We start from the raw sequence: 14,582 nt of genomic DNA on the forward strand, positions 1-14,582 counted from the left end.
GCCCGGGGAAACCCGGGCGGCCTTTTTCTTCTGGCGCGCGGCGGGACGCCCCCCTCCGCCTACCCCTTCACCCCATCCCACAACATCTTCGCCGCCCCGACGAACGCCTTGGCCGCCGCGCTGTCCGGCGCGCGCAGCACCACCGGCGTTCCCGCGTCGCCGGCCTCGCGCACGGCGATCTCGATCGGCACCTGGGCGAGCACCGGCACGCCCAGGGTCTTGGCCTCTTCCACCCCGCCGCCGGTTCCGAAGATCGGGATCGGGGCGCCGCCGGCCGGGTCGGCGAAGAAGGCCATGTTCTCGATCAGGCCCAGGATCGGGGTGGCGGTCTTGCCGAACATCGCCGCGGCGCGGCGGGCGTCGATCAGGGCGATCTCCTGCGGCGTGGTCACCAGCACCGCCCCGTCGATCCGCAGTTTCTGGACCAGGGTCAGCTGGATGTCGCCGGTGCCGGGCGGCAGGTCGACGACCAGCACGTCCAGCGGCGCGGCCGCCGAGCCCCAGGCCACGTCGTGGATCATCTGGCGCACGGCCGACGAGGCCATCGGGCCCCGCCAGATCATCGCCTTGCCCTCGTCGACCAGGAAGCCGATCGACATCAGCTTGATCCCGTGGGCCTCCAGCGGCTGCAGCTTGCCGTCCTCGAAGCTGGGCTCGCCGTCGACGCCCATCATGCGCGGCGCCGAGGGGCCGTACACGTCGGCGTCCAGCAGGCCCACCCGCAGGCCCTGGGCGGCGAAGGCGCAGGCCAGGTTGGTGGCCACGGTGGACTTGCCCACCCCGCCCTTGCCCGAGGCCACGGCGATCACGTGCTTCACATGGGCGGGCTTTTCGGCCTCCGGCGGCGGGACCAGCTTGGCCTGGCCGTCTTCGGAGACCTTGGCGCCCTTGCGCACCCGGGTCGCGCCCTCGGCCGCCTGGGCGGTCAACACGACCTGGGCGACCTCGACGCCCGGCAGGCCCGCCAGAACCTTCTCGGCCGCCTCGCGCACCGGGGCGTAGGTCGCCGCTTGGGACGCCGGCACCTCCAGCATGAAGCCGGCGCGTCCGGCGCGCACCACCAGGCCCTGGACCAGGCCGGCCGCGACCAACCCCTGGCCGGAAACCGGATCGACGATCAGATCCAGCGCCGCGCGGGCGTCGTCGAGGGTGGCGGGGGAAGCTGCGGTCACGGGATTGTCTTGCCTTGTTCTGCGGGGGCTTTCATATCCGCGTGCGGGGATGGTTTTACAACCCCGCCATTTGGCCCGCCATTCGCTGTGACCGGAAGACCAAGCCGCCCATGCCCTGGAATGACAACGCCGGCCCCGGACCTTGGGGATCCCCGCCGCCAAACGACGGCAAGAAGGACCCGGATCGCAACAGGGGCGAAGGGCCGCGTCCCGGCGGCGGCCCCGGTGGGTCCGGCGGCCCGCCTCCGCCGGTCGACGTCAACGCCCTGCTCGAGCGCCTGTCCGACCGGATGCGCCAGACCTTCGGCGGCCCTGGCCGGGGACGCGCGATCGCCGTCTCGGCCCTGGGCCTGGTCGCCTTGTGGGCTGTCTCGGGCTGCTATGTGGTCCAGCCCAAGGAGCAGGCGGTCGTCACCACCTTCGGCGCCTATAGCCGCACCGCCCAGCCCGGCCTGCGCTACCACCTGCCCTGGCCGATCGAGCACGCCGAGCTGGTGCCCTTCACCTCGATCCAGACCCTCGACATCGGCGGCTCGGTCAGCCAGCCGATATCCGACGAGCGCCTGATGCTGACCGGCGACGAGAACATCGTCGATCTCAGCTTCACCGTTCAGTGGAAGGTCTCGGACGCGCCCAAATACGCCTTCAACGTCCGCGACCCCGATGTCGTGATCAAGGACGTCGCCGAGAGCGCCATGCGCGAAGTGGTCGGCCGCACCGCCCTCACCCCGATCCTGACCACCGGCCGCGGCCAGGTGCAGGACCAGACCGAGGTGCTGATGCAGCGCATCCTCGACCGCTACGACGTCGGCGTCTCGATCCAGAGCGTCAACATCCAGGCCGCCACCACGCCGGCCCCGGTGCTGGAGGCCTATCGCGACGTGCAGCGCGCCGCCCAGAACGCCGAGTCCGCCGCCAACAACGCCCGCGGCGAGGCCGCCCAGATCCGGCAGGCCGCGCTGGGCTATCGCGAGCAGGTCGTGCGCGAGGCGGCCGGCGACGCCGACCGCTTCAACCAGGTCTACGCCCAGTACAAGCTGGCCCCGGCCGTCACCCGCGAGCGCCTCTATATCGAGACCATGCAGCGCGTGCTGGAGCGGTCCAACAAGGTGATCATCGACAACAAGGGCGCCACGGCCCCGGTGATCCTGCCGCCCGACACGTTCAGGCCGAGAACTTCCGTCGCCGCCAGCACCGCCGCCGCCGAGGGGACCGTCCGATGAACCGCCTCAACCCGTCCGTCGTCGCCACCGGGATCGGCGCGCTGTTCCTGCTGATCCTGGCCAACTTCACCCTGTTCAAGGTGGACCAGAAGCAGCAGGCCCTGATCGTCCGCCTGGGCGATCCGGTGCGCACCGTGCGCACGCCCGGCCTGCACGTGAAGAGCCCGTTCGACACCGTCATCCGGTTCGACAAGCGCAACATCGAGATGATCAACGCCCAGCCTGAAGAGGTCACGGCCGCCGACCAGGAGCGCCTGGTGGTCGACGCCTTCGTCCGCTACCGCATCACCGACCCGCGCCAGTTCTACCGCACCCTGGGCCAGGAAAGCGTCGCCACAGACCGCCTGGACCGCATCGTCAACGCCGCCCTGCGCGAGGAGATCGGCCGCTCGACCTCTGAAGAGGTGATCGCCGGCAAGCGCGCCCAGGTGATGGCCGCCATCCGCGACCGCGTCGCCCGCCAGGTGGCCGCGTCCAACCTGGGCGTCCAGATCATCGACGTGCGCATCAAGCGCGCCGACCTGCCGCCGACCAACGAGCAGGCGGTGTTCGAGCGCATGCAGACGGCCCGCAAGCAGGAAGCCGCCGAGCTGCGCGCCATCGGCGAGCAGAAGCGCCGCGAGATCGTCGCCACCGCCTACGAGGAGGCCGAGAAGATCCGCGGCGACGCCGACGCCCAGCGCGCCCAACTGTTCGCCTCCAGCTTCGGCCGCGACCCGGGCTTCGCGGCCTTCTACCGGTCGATGTCGGCCTATGAAAAGGCGCTGGGCCAGGGCGACACCACCCTAGTGCTCTCGCCCGACAGCGCGTTCTTCAAGTACTTCGAGAAAGGTCCGGCGGGCTGAGATCGAAACAAACCCAAAAGGCCGGCGGATCACTCCGCCGGCCTTTTTCTTGAGACGCCCCAGGGCAAGACCTTGCGCAACCTCGAACAGGTCAAATTGTCGCAGGTCTTGGCCTGAAACACCGCCCCGGGCCTGTTAACTGGGATTTCACGGCGCCAAGGCTAAGCAGGCGCATGAAGATCGCGCCGATACTCTTCGTGGCGACAATACTGACGGGATCCGCCCACGCCGCGGACCTGACGGTTTCGGTGCGTGGGCCTGACGGCAAACCGGTTTCGGACGCGGTCGTCACCGTCTATCCGAACGGCCAGCCGACCAGGGGTCCGATCAAGTTCGACTGGCCCTATCGCGTCGCCCAGCGGAACATCCAGTTCACCCCGTTCGTGCTGATCGTGCCGGCGGGAGCCGAGGTGTCGTTCCCCAATCTCGATAAGGTCCGCCACCACGTCTATTCGTTCTCCGACGGCAACAAGTTCGAACTGAAGCTGTACGGCCGCGAAGAGAGCCGCTCCGTCAGGTTGTCGGCGGTCGGCGTGGCGGCGATCGGCTGCAACATCCACGACCAGATGGTCGGCTTCATCAAGGTGGTCGACACAGCCTATGCCGCCAAGAGCGACGCCGGCGGCGTGGCCGTGATCCATGGCCTGCCGGACGGTCCGGTCGTCGCCAAGGTCTGGCACCCCTATCTGCGGGCGCCGAAGAACGAGAAGACCCTGGCCCTCACCGCCGTTCGCGGCGCGGCGCGCGAGACCGCGACGATCGAACTTCGCCCGGGCGGGCACTGATCCGATGTTCAAACGGCTCCAGACCAAGCTGACCGTCCTCTACGCGGGTCTGTTCGCCCTGGCCCTGAGCCTGGTCGCCGTGAGCGTCTACCTGACCATCGCCAACAACGCCCAGCAGCAGGTCCGCGGGGAGCTGGCCGCGACCGGCACGGTGTTCGACAGCGTGTGGGCCCTGCGCACCCAGCGGCTGCGCGACGGGGCCGACCTGCTGTCGCGCGACTTCGGCTTCCGCGCCGCCGTGGCCACCCGCGACGCCCCGACCGTCGACTCCGCGGTGACCAACCTGCGCCAGCGCATGGGCCTGGAACTGGCCTTCATGGTCGGGATCGACGGCGACGTGGTCGGCGTCGACCCGGCCAAGATCGACATCGGCAAGCTGTGGAGCGCCCTGGATCACGAGGACGGGGCCCAAGGCGTGTTCGTCGTCGACGGCGCGCCTTACCAGCTGATTTCCGCGCCCGTGATGTCGCCCAACCTGACCGGCTGGATCGTGTTCGGGGCGCGGCTCGACGATCGCGAAATGACGGCCCTGGAACAGCTGGCGGCCATCCGCCTGGACGCCCAGGTGTTCGACCGACGCGGCGAGACCTGGGTGACCACCGACAAGACCGCCGACGCCAAGGCGCTGGGCGCCTTGGTCGCCACGGCCACGGCCGCGGGCAAGGCGGTCTCCGCGCCGACCCGCCTGCGCACGGCCGCGGGCGACAACCTGGTTCTGGTCAAACGACTGAAAACACTGGACGGCCAGACGCCGGCGGCGCTGGTCCTGCGCTATCCCATGGCCTTGGCCATGGCGCCCTATCAGCCGCTGATGGCGGCGGTGTTCATCGCCGTCCTGGCCGGCGCGGCCCTGGTCGTGGCCGCCAGCTGGGCGCTGTCGCGCGACATCGCCAGGCCGATCGCCGCCCTGGAGGACGCCGCCCGGCGTCTGCGGCGCGGCGAGGCCGTGCACGTGGACGTGCGCTCCAGCGACGAGATCGGCCATCTCTCCGACAGCTTCAACCTGATGGCCGCCGAGATCCGCGAACGCGAGGTTCGGATCACCGAGCTGGCCCTGCGCGACGCCGAGACCGGCCTGCCCAACCATCTGGCCATGGAGCGTGAGATCGAGGCGCGCATGGCCCGCCTGGCGCCGGGCGAGCAGGTCGTGGTCGGGGCCCTGGGGCTGGACCGCTTCACCGTCCTGCGCAGCGCGATCGGCTACGCCCTGTTCAACCAGCTGGTCGCGGAGATCGGCGCGCGGATCCAGGTGATCGACCCGGAGGCCGTGGTCGGCCGCCTGACGACCTCGACCCTTTGCGTGATCTCCCGCCTGACAGCGCTGACCGACGAGATCGTCCCGCACATCGAAAAGGCGCTCGTCGACCTGGCCGCGCCCGTCCGCCTGGGCGGCGAGCTGGTCGACGTCCACATGACCAACGGCCTGGCCGCGGCCGAGGCCGGGACCATTGACGCGCCCCGCCTGATCGAACAGGCGATGATCGCGCTGGACCAGGCCCGCGCCTGCGGCCGCAAGGTGTCGATCTTCGATGCGGCGGCCTATGGCGACCCGGCCAGCAACCTGTCGCTGATGAGCGAGATGCTGCAAGGCGTCGCGACCGGCGCCCTGTTCCTGCATCATCAGCCCAAGCTGGATCTGCGCAGCGGCGCGATCACCGGCCTGGAGGCCCTGGTGCGCTGGGCCCACCCGACCCGCGGCCTGCTGCGGCCGGACCTGTTCGTCGGCATGGCCGAGGAGACCGGCCACATCCGCGCCCTGACCGACTGCGTGATCGACCGCGCCATCCTCGACCAGCGCGCGCTGCGCGAGGTCGGCCATGACCTGACGATTTCGATCAACATCTCCGGTCGCCTGATCGACGACGCCGAATTCGCCGATCGCGCCATCGAGAAGATCGCCGCCGCCGGCGCCCGCTTCTGCTTCGAGATCACCGAGACCGCCGTGATCGGCAATCCGGACGTCGCCCTGGGCGTGCTGGCCAAGCTGAACGCCGCCGGAATCCCCGTGTCGATCGACGACTACGGCTCGGGCCTGTCGTCCCTGGCCTATCTGAAGCAGATCAACGCCGAGGAGCTGAAGATCGACAAGGCCTTCGTGTTGTCCCTGGAGAACGACGCCAAGGACGCCCTGCTGGTCAAGTCGACCATCGATCTGGCCCACAGCCTGGGCCTGAAGGTCACCGCCGAAGGCGTCGAGAGCCGCCAGGCCCTGGCCATGCTGCAGATGATGGGCTGCGACCTCGCCCAAGGCTACCACATCGCCAGGCCCATGGCGCTGGACAAGCTGGTGGTGTTCCTGGGGGATTGGCAAATCTCGAACCCTCTCCCAGTGGGAGAGGGAGGGGCCCGCCGCGCAGCGGTGGGAGGGTGAGGGGTTACACCCTCGCCAATCTCCATGAACACCCTGCCGGCACGCAGTCGGACTCAGAACCCCCTCGCCCTCCCAAGCTTCGCTTGGGCCCCGCCCTCTCCCCATGGGAGAGGTTGAAGTGAACTAGGCCGCGGCCTTCAGCAGGCCCAGCACCACGTGCAGGCTGTCGGCGACGTGCACGCACTTGTCGTGCATCTCCTCGTTCGGGTCGAGAATGTCCGGCACCATGATCGTCATCATGCCGGCCGCGTGCGCGGCGCGGACGCCGGGGTGGGAGTCCTCCAGGGCCAGGCACAGGGTCGGGTGGACGTTCAGCCGGCGGGCGGCCTCCAGATAGGGATCCGGGTGCGGCTTGTGGCGCGTGACGTCGGCGTTGGCGACCACCGCGTGGAAGCGCCTGACCAGATCGAAGCGCCCCAGATAGCGGTCCACCGCCTGGCGGCTGTTGGAGGTGGCGATGGCCCGCGGCAGGCCCAGGGCGTCCAGATAGTCGAGGATCTCCATCACCCCGGTCTTCAGCCGCACCTCGGCCTCCAGCAGGATCTCGACGTCGCTCCAGACGCGGGCGAAATAGTCTTCGACCGGGAAGGTTTCGCCATGGAGCTCGCGCAGCATCACCGCGCATTCCGGATTGGTCTTGCCGACCATCGACCGGTAGGTCGCGGCGGTGAAGTCGATGTCGAACGCCTGGCCGGCCTCGATCATCGCCGCCTGGTAGACCGTCTCGGTGTCCAGCAGCAGGCCGTCCATGTCGAACACCACGGCCTGGACGCCGCGCGGGAAGGTCACGAGACGAACTCGGCGGCGGTGAAGCCCTGGAAGTAGAGCAAGGCTGTGAGATCGGCGTGGTCGACCTTCGCGTGGGCCTGAGCCGCGACGATCGGCTTGGCGCGATAGGCCACGCCCAGGCCCGCGACCTCGATCATCGCCAGGTCGTTGGCGCCGTCGCCCACCGCCAGGGCGTCGGCCGGGGTCAGGCCCAGGGCCGCCGTTTCCTCCCGCAGGGCGGCCAGCTTGGCCTCCTTGCCGAGGATCGGTTCGCCGACGGTTCCCGTCAGCCGGCCGTCGGCCTCGATCAGGGTGTTGGCGCGATTGAGGTGGAAGCCGGCCGCCTGGGCCACCCGCGAGGTGAAGAAGGTGAAGCCGCCCGAAACCAGGGCGCAGCGGGCGCCGTGCTCGGCCATGGTCCGCACCAGGGTGCGCGCCCCCGGATTGAGCTTCACGCGGTCGTCGTAGCAGGCCTGCAGGGCGTCGACCGACAGGCCCGTCAACATGCCGACCCGCTCGCGCAGCGCGCCCTCGAAGGCCAGCTCGCCGCGCATGGCGCGCTCGGTGATCGCCGAGACCTTGTCCTTGACCCCGGCGAAGTCGGCCAGTTCGTCCAGGCACTCGACGTTGATGATCGTGGAGTCCATGTCGGCGATCAGCAGCCGCTTGCGACGGTTCTCGACCGGCTGGACGGCGAAGTCGACCGGCAGTTCGTCGACCGCGGCCTTGACCGCCTGGTGGGTCTCCACCGGCGGCCCGTCGATCAGCAGGTCCAGCGCCCCCTCCCCCAGCACGGCTTCGGACGAAACCGCCAACGCGGCGCGCACGGCGGCGACGGCCTCCGCCAGGGCGGCGGGATCGGGCGAGACGAGGGTGATCGCGAGCATGAGGGGCGGCTATTGGAGGAAGCCGCCCGCGTCAACCACTAGCTTCGGTCTTCCAGCTTTCGACGCGACGCGAGGATGGCGCTGGCGTGGCGTTTCGTGGTTTGTCCCAGGCGAGATCGTAATTGAGCGCGCTGGATCGAGCATTGCCTGAAGCGGACATCGTCCTGATCGCCGGTCCCACCGCCAGCGGCAAGTCGGCCCTGGCCTTGAAGCTGGCGCGCGAGCGCGGCGGCGAGATCGTCAACGCCGACTCCATGCAGATCTATGCGGGCCTGCGGGTGCTGACGGCCGGGCCGTCGGAGGACGAGCTGGCCCAGGCGCCGCACCACCTGTTCGGGGTGGCCGACGCGGCCGACGGCTGGTCGGTCGGACGCTGGCTGACGGCGGCGACCCAGGCCCTGGCCGACATCGCCGCGCGGGGCCGCCCCGCCATCGTGGTCGGGGGCACGGGCCTGTATTTCCGCGCCCTGACCCACGGCCTGGCCGACGTGCCGCCGGTGTCCGAGACCCAGCGCGAGGTCTCGGCCCTGCTCTACGCCGCCCAGGGCGAGCCGGAGTTCCGCGACGTGCTGGCGCGGCTGGACCCGCAGGCCGAGAAGCGCATCGAGATCGGCGACCGCCAGCGCCTGGTCCGCGCCCACGCCGTGGCCGTCGCCACCGGCAAGTCGCTGACCGCCTGGCAGACCGACACCAAGCCCGCCCTGGCTGCAGGGACGTGGCGCGGCGTCGTGCTCGATCCCCCGCGCGCCGAGCTCTACGACCGCTGCGACGCCCGCCTGGGCCTGATGGTCGAGCACGGAGCGCTGAACGAGGTGCGCGCCATGGAGGCCCGGGGTCTGGACCCGTCCCTCCCCGCGCTCAAGGCCGTCGGCTACCGCGAACTGGCCGCCCATCTGCGGGGCGAGACCACGCTGGACGCGGCGCTGGACGCGGCGCGGCAGGAGACGCGGCGCTACGCCAAGCGGCAGATGACCTGGTTCAGAAACCAGACGCCGGATTGGGAACGGGTCGTTCCCGATCTCTCATAAATCCCTTCATCCCGACCATTGTCGGGATGAGCGCAGCCTTTGTTTAGCCGAGACCCCGCCATGACCGAACTCGCCCGCCTCGCCGCCGCCGTCGCCGCCCGCCTGACCGAACGGGGGGAAACCGTCGCCGTGGCCGAATCCTCGACCGGCGGGCTGATCTCGGCGGCCCTGCTGGCCGTGCCCGGCGCGTCGAAGTTCTATGTCGGCGGCGCGGTGGTCTACACTGCCCGCGCCCGCCTGACCCTGCTGGACATCCCGCAGAAGGCCATGGACGGCCTGCGCTCGGCCAGCGAGCCCTACGCCGTGCTGCTGGCCCGGGTGGCCGGCAAGAACCTCAAGGCGACGTGGGGCCTGTCGGAAACCGGCGCGGCCGGGCCGGACGGCAACCGCTACGGCGACGCGGCGGGCCACAGCTGCACGGCCGTGGTCGGACCAGACAAGGAGGTCAGTCTTACCGTCGAGACGGGCCTGAACGACCGCGAGACCAACATGCGGCGGTTCGCCGAGCACGCTCTTGCCCTCCTGCTGGAAACCTTGGGCTAAGTTTCGCTCCCAGAACGCCGTTGCATGGGAGCAACGGGTTGTTTCTTGCGTCAAACCGCGCCTTGACGCCCCTCGGCGAGCATGGCATTCCCCAATCATCCATTTGGAGCAACACTCGTGCGCAACACCATGATCGTACTTATGGAGCGGCCGTTCACGGCGTGACCTTGAAGTCACGTTGATAGATCGGTCGCGCGCACAAAAGGTCCTTCGGGGCCTTTTTTCTTTTCTGCCCTGCCCCAAGCCAAGCTTCCCAGCCCCCCGGATCACCGCCATGACCGCCCACCAGACCATCGAGAGCCAGGCTCCCGTCCAGACGATCCCCTCTCTTTCTCAAGAAGGGCGCGCCATGACCGGCGCCGAGATCGTGGTTCGCGGTCTCGTGGACCAGGGCGTCGAGGTGCTGTTCGGCTATCCGGGCGGCGCGGTGCTGCCGATCTACGACGCGCTGTTCCACGAGCCGCGCCTGCAGCACATCCTGGTCCGCCACGAACAGGGCGCCACCCACGCCGCGGAGGGCTACGCCCGCAGCTCGGGCAAGCCCGGCGTCGTGCTGGTCACCTCGGGCCCAGGCGCGACCAACGCCATCACCGGCATCATGGACGCCCTGATGGACTCCATCCCGATGGTCGTCATCACCGGCCAGGTCCCGACCCACCTGATCGGCACCGACGCCTTCCAGGAAGCCGACACCGTCGGCATGACCCGCTCGTGCACCAAGCACAACTACCTGGTCAAAGACGTCCGCGACCTGCCGCAGATCATCCACGAGGCGTTCAAGATCGCCACCACCGGCCGTCCCGGCCCGGTGCTGATCGACATCCCCAAGGACGTCCAGTTCGCCAAGGGCGAATATTACGGCCCGACCGAGGTCGCCTCGACCCACGCCTACAATCCCAGGACCAAGGGCGACCAGAACCGCATCGCCGAGGCCGCCAAGCTGATCGCCCAGGCGCGCCGGCCGGTCTTCTACACCGGCGGCGGCGTGATCAACGCCGGCCCCAAGGCCAGCCAGGCCCTGCGCGAGTTCGCGGCCATGACCGGGGCGCCGGTCACCTCGACCCTGATGGGCCTGGGGGCCTTCCCGGCGGCCGATCCGGCGTGGCTGGGCATGCTGGGCATGCACGGCACGTTCGAGGCCAACAACGCCATGCACGACTGCGACGTGATGATCTGCGTCGGGGCCCGCTTCGACGACCGGGTCACCGGCCGCCTGGACGCCTTCTCGCCGGGCTCCAAGAAGATCCACATCGACATCGACGCCTCGTCGATCAACAAGAACGTCCGCGTCGACCTGCCGATCATCGGCGACGCCGGCAGCGTGCTCGAAGACCTGATCGCCGCCTGGAAAGCGGCGGGCCACAAGCCCAACAAGGCGGCGCTCGGCGACTGGTGGCGGCAGATCGACGAGTGGCGGGCCCGCGACTGCCTGCGCTATCGCCAGTCCGGCGACGCCATCAAGCCGCAGCACGCCATACAGCGCCTGTACGACCTGACCCGCGACAAGGACGTCTACATCACCACCGAGGTCGGCCAGCACCAGATGTGGGCGGCGCAGTTCTTCCGCTTCGAGGCGCCCAACCGCTGGATGACCTCCGGCGGCCTTGGCACCATGGGCTACGGCCTGCCCGCCGCCATCGGCGTGCAGCTGGCCCATCCCGGCGCCCTGGTCATCGACATCGCGGGCGAAGCCTCGATCCAGATGTGCATCCAGGAGCTGTCGACGGCGATCCAGTACGAGCTGCCGGTGAAGATCTTCATCCTCAACAACGAACGGATGGGCATGGTCCGCCAGTGGCAGCAGCTGCTGCACGGCGAACGCTACAGCCACTCCTATTCCGACAGCCTGCCCGACTTCGTCAAACTGGCCGAGGCCTACGGCGCGGTCGGCATCCGCTGCGAGGACCCCGCCGAACTGGACGCCAAGATCCTGGAGATGATCAACAGCGACCGGCCGGTGATTTTCGACTGCATGGTGACCAAGGACGAGAACTGCCTGCCGATGATCCCCTCGGGCAAGGCCCACAACGAGATGATCATGGGCGACGTCGAGGACATCGGAAATGTCATCGGGGCGGCGGGCGCGGGGCTGGTCTAAATTGACGCTCTTCCCTCCCCCTTGTGGGGAGGGTGGCCCCGAAGGGGTCGGGTGGGGCTTGATGAGTCAGCAGACCCCACCCACCAGCTTCGCTGGTCCCCCCTCCCCACAAGGGGGAGGGAAATTTCCAATCTTAGGGGCTACAACACCACCATGACCACCGACCTCCAACCCGCCTCCGCCTACGACATGGCTCCCAACGAACAGGTCGAGCAGACCGCGACCTTCGCCCTGCTGGTCGACAACGAGCCGGGCGTGCTGCACCGCGTGGTCGGGCTGTTCGCCGCGCGCGGCTACAACATCGAAAGCCTCACGGTCGCCGAGACCGACCGCAAGGCCCATACCAGCCGGATCACCGTCGTCACCCGCGGCACCCGCCAGGTGCTCGATCAGATCGAGGCCCAGCTGAACAAGGTGGTCAATGTCCGCCGCGTGCACGACGTGACGCGCGACCCGAACGGCGTCGAGCGCGAGCTGGCCCTGGTCAAGGTGCGCGGTCAGGGCGCCGATCGGGTCGAGGCCCTGCGCATCGCCGAGATCTTCCGCGCCAAGCCGGTGGACACCACCCTGGAGAGCTTCGTGTTCGAGATCTCGGGCGCGCCGTCCAAGATCGACAAGTTCCTGGACCTGATGCGGCCGCTGGGCCTGGTGGAACTGTCGCGCACCGGCGTGCTTTCCATCGAACGGGGTGTTGAAGGAATGTAGCCATGACAGGCGCGATGCTTTTGGCCGGTCTCCTGATAGGGCTTCCCCTCGCCGGCCAGCAACCCGCGCCCCAGCCTGGCCCGCCGCCTCCGCCCGATCCCGTCGTCTGGTGGTCGCCCGAGATCCCCAAGCCGCCGCCCGAGCAGGACCCGTTCCAGGGCCGCCGCCTGCGTCCCGGCGAGACGCTGGTTCCGATCGACAACGGCGTCGATCCCCTGCTCTACCGCCTCTGGGGCCTGCAGCCCCTGCAGAGCCAGCTGATTAAGCCCGGCGAGCTGGTGCTCGAGGTCTGGGCCCGGCCCGCGACGGGGGTGCGCCAGGCGGTGGTCCGGGTCACCGTGCGCCGCGACGGCCGCGCCTTCGTCCAGGCTCGCGCCGGCCTGGGCTGCTGCACGCCCGAGATCGGCCGCCGGGTCGACATCGACGCCGAACTCGCGACCCAGCAGATCGCGCCGCTGAAGGCGCTGGTCGGCGCCCCGCTGTGGAGCCAGCCGCGCTCGGTGAGCGTCGACTACGGCGGCGGGGCCGTGGAGCCGGTGTGCCTGGAGGGCGTGTCCTGGGACGTCACCCTGCTGGTTCCCGGCCAGGCGCGCCACCTGCGCCGGGCCTGCGACGACGCCGAGGTCGGTTCGATCGCCCCGGCCCTGGCGGCGGCCTTGTCGGCGGCCTCGGGCCGCGACGCCCGGTTCGACGCGATGTTCGCCCGCGGCGGCGACTTCTCACGCCAGCAACAGGCCTATGACTCGCTGATCGCCTCGGGCGGACGGCTCAAGCCCGGGACCGGCAACCGCCCCCAGCCGCCCGCCGCGCCCGCGCCGGCGGAAGAGCCGACGGAAACCGCCACGCCCGCGCCTCCGGACAAGTAGGGCCTCAACCCGCGGCGCGCCCACGCGTGGCGATTGCAGACTCGGCATAACGCCGTTATCTAGCTTGGCCATAAGTCTGGGGGAGAAGCCGACATGACCAAGATCGTTTCGCTGAAGTCCTTGCTGTGCGTCGCCGGCGCCGTCGCCACCCTTGGCGTGAGCGCCGCCGCCCAGGCCCAGGCCGTGCCGAACACGCCCCAGATCCAGTTCGTCCCCTCCGCCGAGGTCCCGTCGATTCCCGCCGGGCTGCAGACCGCCTGCATCAACGCGCCGGTCGACGGCGCGCCGACCAGCAAGACCTGCCCCGTCATCTACTACGGCCCGACTAGGACCTGGGTGTTCAGCTACGCCGACAATCGGACTTCGTTCGCCCTGGTCACCTTCGACAGCTCAGGCAAGGTCCTCAAGAACGTCGAGCGCCCCGGAGCCCGCTACATCTTCGACGTGTTCAGCGACGACCACGGCCAGAAGCTGACCCTGGTCGGCCAATCCAAGAACTCGGTCGTGATCAACTGGTCCGACCTGCCGCACTAGACCGCCTCAGCCCACCTTCAGCACGTTGAAGCGGTAGAGCAGCGCGCCCAGCACCGCGCCGATCGTCGGGGCGGCGAAGAACAACCACAGCTGCGCCAGGGCCTGGCCGCCGACGAAGATCGCCGGACCCAGGCTGCGGGCCGGGTTGACCGAGACGCCGGTCACCTGGATGCCGACGATGTGGATCACCGCCAGGGCGATGCCGATGCCCAGCCCCGCGAAGCCCGGGGCGGCGTCGGCGCCGGTCGCGCCCAGAATGACGATCACGAACAGGGCGGTCATCACCACCTCGAAGGCGAAGGCCGCCTCGACCCCGAATCCGCCGCCATAGCCGGGGCCCCAGCCGTTCTGGCCCAGGCCGTGGGTCGTGCCTCCGGCGATGAACAGCAGCACCGCGGCGCCGGCGACGGCGCCGGCGAACTGGGCGGCCCAGTAGATCAGCATCTCCTTGGCGCTCATCCGCCCGGCCACGAAGGCCGCCAGGCTGACCGCCGGATTGACGTGGCAGCCCGACACCGGGCCGATGCCGTAGGCCATCGCCACGATCGCGAAACCGAAGGCCAGGGCTATGCCCAGCTGCCCGACATGGTCGCCGCCCAGGACCGCCGCGCCGCAACCGAACAGCACCAGGGCGAACGTGCCGATGAACTCGGCGACGAACTTAGACATCTGACCCGCTCCCTCTCCCAGCTCGCCTCGAAGACAAGCTCGGGGAGCTTGTCCTTCTTTGGCCAGACCAGAAATGGGGGAAAACCTT

Annotated in this window: 15 protein-coding genes; 11 read left to right on the top strand and 4 right to left on the bottom strand. The window is 69.5% G+C overall.

From position 1 onward, the window contains the following. Positions 1 to 59 precede the first annotated feature (59 nt). Positions 60 to 1,172 carry an Mrp/NBP35 family ATP-binding protein gene (locus ASD21_RS20285; protein WP_056445614.1) on the bottom strand — a complete coding sequence of 371 codons (1,113 nt, stop codon included), beginning with the start codon at positions 1,170 to 1,172 and terminating at the stop codon, positions 60 to 62. A gap of 110 nt (positions 1,173 to 1,282) precedes the next feature. Here ASD21_RS20285 and hflK point away from each other — a divergent pair, with 110 nt between their 5' ends. The 4 genes from hflK to ASD21_RS20305 all read left to right on the top strand — a co-directional run bounded on the left by hflK (position 1,283) and on the right by ASD21_RS20305 (position 6,396). Then, entirely contained in the window at positions 1,283 to 2,395 is a 1,113-nt protein-coding gene (gene hflK, locus ASD21_RS20290) for an FtsH protease activity modulator HflK (protein WP_056445617.1), read from the top strand. Beyond that, positions 2,392 to 3,240 carry a protease modulator HflC gene (gene hflC, locus ASD21_RS20295; RefSeq protein ID WP_056445620.1) on the top strand — a complete coding sequence of 283 codons (849 nt, stop codon included), beginning with the start codon at positions 2,392 to 2,394 and terminating at the stop codon, positions 3,238 to 3,240. The genes hflK and hflC overlap by 4 nt, the downstream gene beginning before the upstream one ends. Before the next feature lie 173 nt (positions 3,241 to 3,413). Continuing rightward, entirely contained in the window at positions 3,414 to 4,025 is a 612-nt protein-coding gene (locus ASD21_RS24310) for a hypothetical protein (protein WP_056445621.1), read from the top strand. Positions 4,026 to 4,029: 4 nt separating this feature from the next. Then, positions 4,030 to 6,396 (top strand): putative bifunctional diguanylate cyclase/phosphodiesterase, encoded by a 2,367-nt coding sequence (locus tag ASD21_RS20305; protein ID WP_056445624.1) that lies wholly within the window; start codon positions 4,030 to 4,032, stop codon positions 6,394 to 6,396. Positions 6,397 to 6,519: 123 nt separating this feature from the next. Here the strand turns inward: ASD21_RS20305 and ASD21_RS20310 are convergent, their stop codons facing one another. Both ASD21_RS20310 and serB read right to left on the bottom strand, forming a co-directional pair. After that, a complete protein-coding gene (locus tag ASD21_RS20310) occupies positions 6,520 to 7,185 on the bottom strand; it encodes an HAD family hydrolase (protein ID WP_056445627.1) in 666 nt (221 codons plus the stop codon). Then, on the bottom strand, positions 7,182 to 8,051 hold the full coding sequence (serB, locus tag ASD21_RS20315; RefSeq protein ID WP_056445629.1) for a phosphoserine phosphatase SerB: 870 nt from the start codon (positions 8,049 to 8,051) through the stop codon (positions 7,182 to 7,184). Before serB ends, ASD21_RS20310 begins: the two co-directional genes overlap by 4 nt. A gap of 143 nt (positions 8,052 to 8,194) precedes the next feature. Between serB and miaA the strand changes: the two genes are divergently transcribed. The 7 genes from miaA to ASD21_RS20345 all read left to right on the top strand — a co-directional run bounded on the left by miaA (position 8,195) and on the right by ASD21_RS20345 (position 13,825). Then, positions 8,195 to 9,079 (top strand): tRNA (adenosine(37)-N6)-dimethylallyltransferase MiaA, encoded by an 885-nt coding sequence (gene miaA, locus ASD21_RS20320; RefSeq protein ID WP_056445632.1) that lies wholly within the window; start codon positions 8,195 to 8,197, stop codon positions 9,077 to 9,079. A gap of 60 nt (positions 9,080 to 9,139) precedes the next feature. Further along, positions 9,140 to 9,622: a CinA family protein gene (locus ASD21_RS20325; RefSeq protein ID WP_056445635.1), complete on the top strand. Its 483-nt coding sequence runs from the start codon at positions 9,140 to 9,142 to the stop codon at positions 9,620 to 9,622. Between the two features lie 117 nt (positions 9,623 to 9,739). Continuing rightward, the gene (locus ASD21_RS25280) at positions 9,740 to 9,787 is read left to right on the top strand and encodes a hypothetical protein (protein ID WP_369744215.1); all 48 of its coding nucleotides are present in this window, start codon (positions 9,740 to 9,742) and stop codon (positions 9,785 to 9,787) included. A 109-nt stretch (positions 9,788 to 9,896) separates the two neighbouring features. Continuing rightward, a complete protein-coding gene (locus ASD21_RS20330; protein ID WP_056445638.1) occupies positions 9,897 to 11,720 on the top strand; it encodes an acetolactate synthase 3 large subunit in 1,824 nt (607 codons plus the stop codon). A gap of 153 nt (positions 11,721 to 11,873) precedes the next feature. Next, positions 11,874 to 12,425, top strand: coding sequence for an acetolactate synthase small subunit (gene ilvN / locus ASD21_RS20335; protein ID WP_056445641.1), 552 nt, complete (start codon positions 11,874 to 11,876; stop codon positions 12,423 to 12,425). Positions 12,426 to 12,427: 2 nt separating this feature from the next. Then, complete coding sequence (locus tag ASD21_RS20340; protein WP_056445645.1) at positions 12,428 to 13,291, top strand: hypothetical protein; 864 nt, start codon at positions 12,428 to 12,430, stop codon at positions 13,289 to 13,291. Positions 13,292 to 13,384: 93 nt separating this feature from the next. Next, complete coding sequence (locus tag ASD21_RS20345; RefSeq protein ID WP_056445648.1) at positions 13,385 to 13,825, top strand: hypothetical protein; 441 nt, start codon at positions 13,385 to 13,387, stop codon at positions 13,823 to 13,825. 6 nt (positions 13,826 to 13,831) lie between these two features. On the opposite strand, the gene ASD21_RS20350 is transcribed toward ASD21_RS20345, so the two are convergent. Beyond that, positions 13,832 to 14,494: an aquaporin gene (locus ASD21_RS20350; RefSeq protein WP_056445651.1), complete on the bottom strand. Its 663-nt coding sequence runs from the start codon at positions 14,492 to 14,494 to the stop codon at positions 13,832 to 13,834. Positions 14,495 to 14,582: the final 88 nt, after the last annotated feature.

The sequence above is a fragment of the Caulobacter sp. Root1455 genome, assembly GCF_001426905.1.
Taxonomy (GTDB): domain Bacteria; phylum Pseudomonadota; class Alphaproteobacteria; order Caulobacterales; family Caulobacteraceae; genus Caulobacter.

Coding starts and splice junctions, on each gene's coding strand:
- ASD21_RS20345 (WP_056445648.1), top strand. CDS start 13,385: ATGACCAAGATCGTTTCGCTGAAGTCCTTGCTGTGCGTCGCCGGCGCC.
- ASD21_RS20325 (WP_056445635.1), top strand. CDS start 9,140: ATGACCGAACTCGCCCGCCTCGCCGCCGCCGTCGCCGCCCGCCTGACC.
- ASD21_RS20330 (WP_056445638.1), top strand. CDS start 9,897: ATGACCGCCCACCAGACCATCGAGAGCCAGGCTCCCGTCCAGACGATC.
- ASD21_RS24310 (WP_056445621.1), top strand. CDS start 3,414: ATGAAGATCGCGCCGATACTCTTCGTGGCGACAATACTGACGGGATCC.
- hflC (WP_056445620.1), top strand. CDS start 2,392: ATGAACCGCCTCAACCCGTCCGTCGTCGCCACCGGGATCGGCGCGCTG.
- ASD21_RS20305 (WP_056445624.1), top strand. CDS start 4,030: ATGTTCAAACGGCTCCAGACCAAGCTGACCGTCCTCTACGCGGGTCTG.
- hflK (WP_056445617.1), top strand. CDS start 1,283: ATGCCCTGGAATGACAACGCCGGCCCCGGACCTTGGGGATCCCCGCCG.
- serB (WP_056445629.1), bottom strand. CDS start 8,051: ATGCTCGCGATCACCCTCGTCTCGCCCGATCCCGCCGCCCTGGCGGAG.
- ilvN (WP_056445641.1), top strand. CDS start 11,874: ATGACCACCGACCTCCAACCCGCCTCCGCCTACGACATGGCTCCCAAC.
- ASD21_RS20350 (WP_056445651.1), bottom strand. CDS start 14,494: ATGTCTAAGTTCGTCGCCGAGTTCATCGGCACGTTCGCCCTGGTGCTG.
- ASD21_RS20340 (WP_056445645.1), top strand. CDS start 12,428: ATGACAGGCGCGATGCTTTTGGCCGGTCTCCTGATAGGGCTTCCCCTC.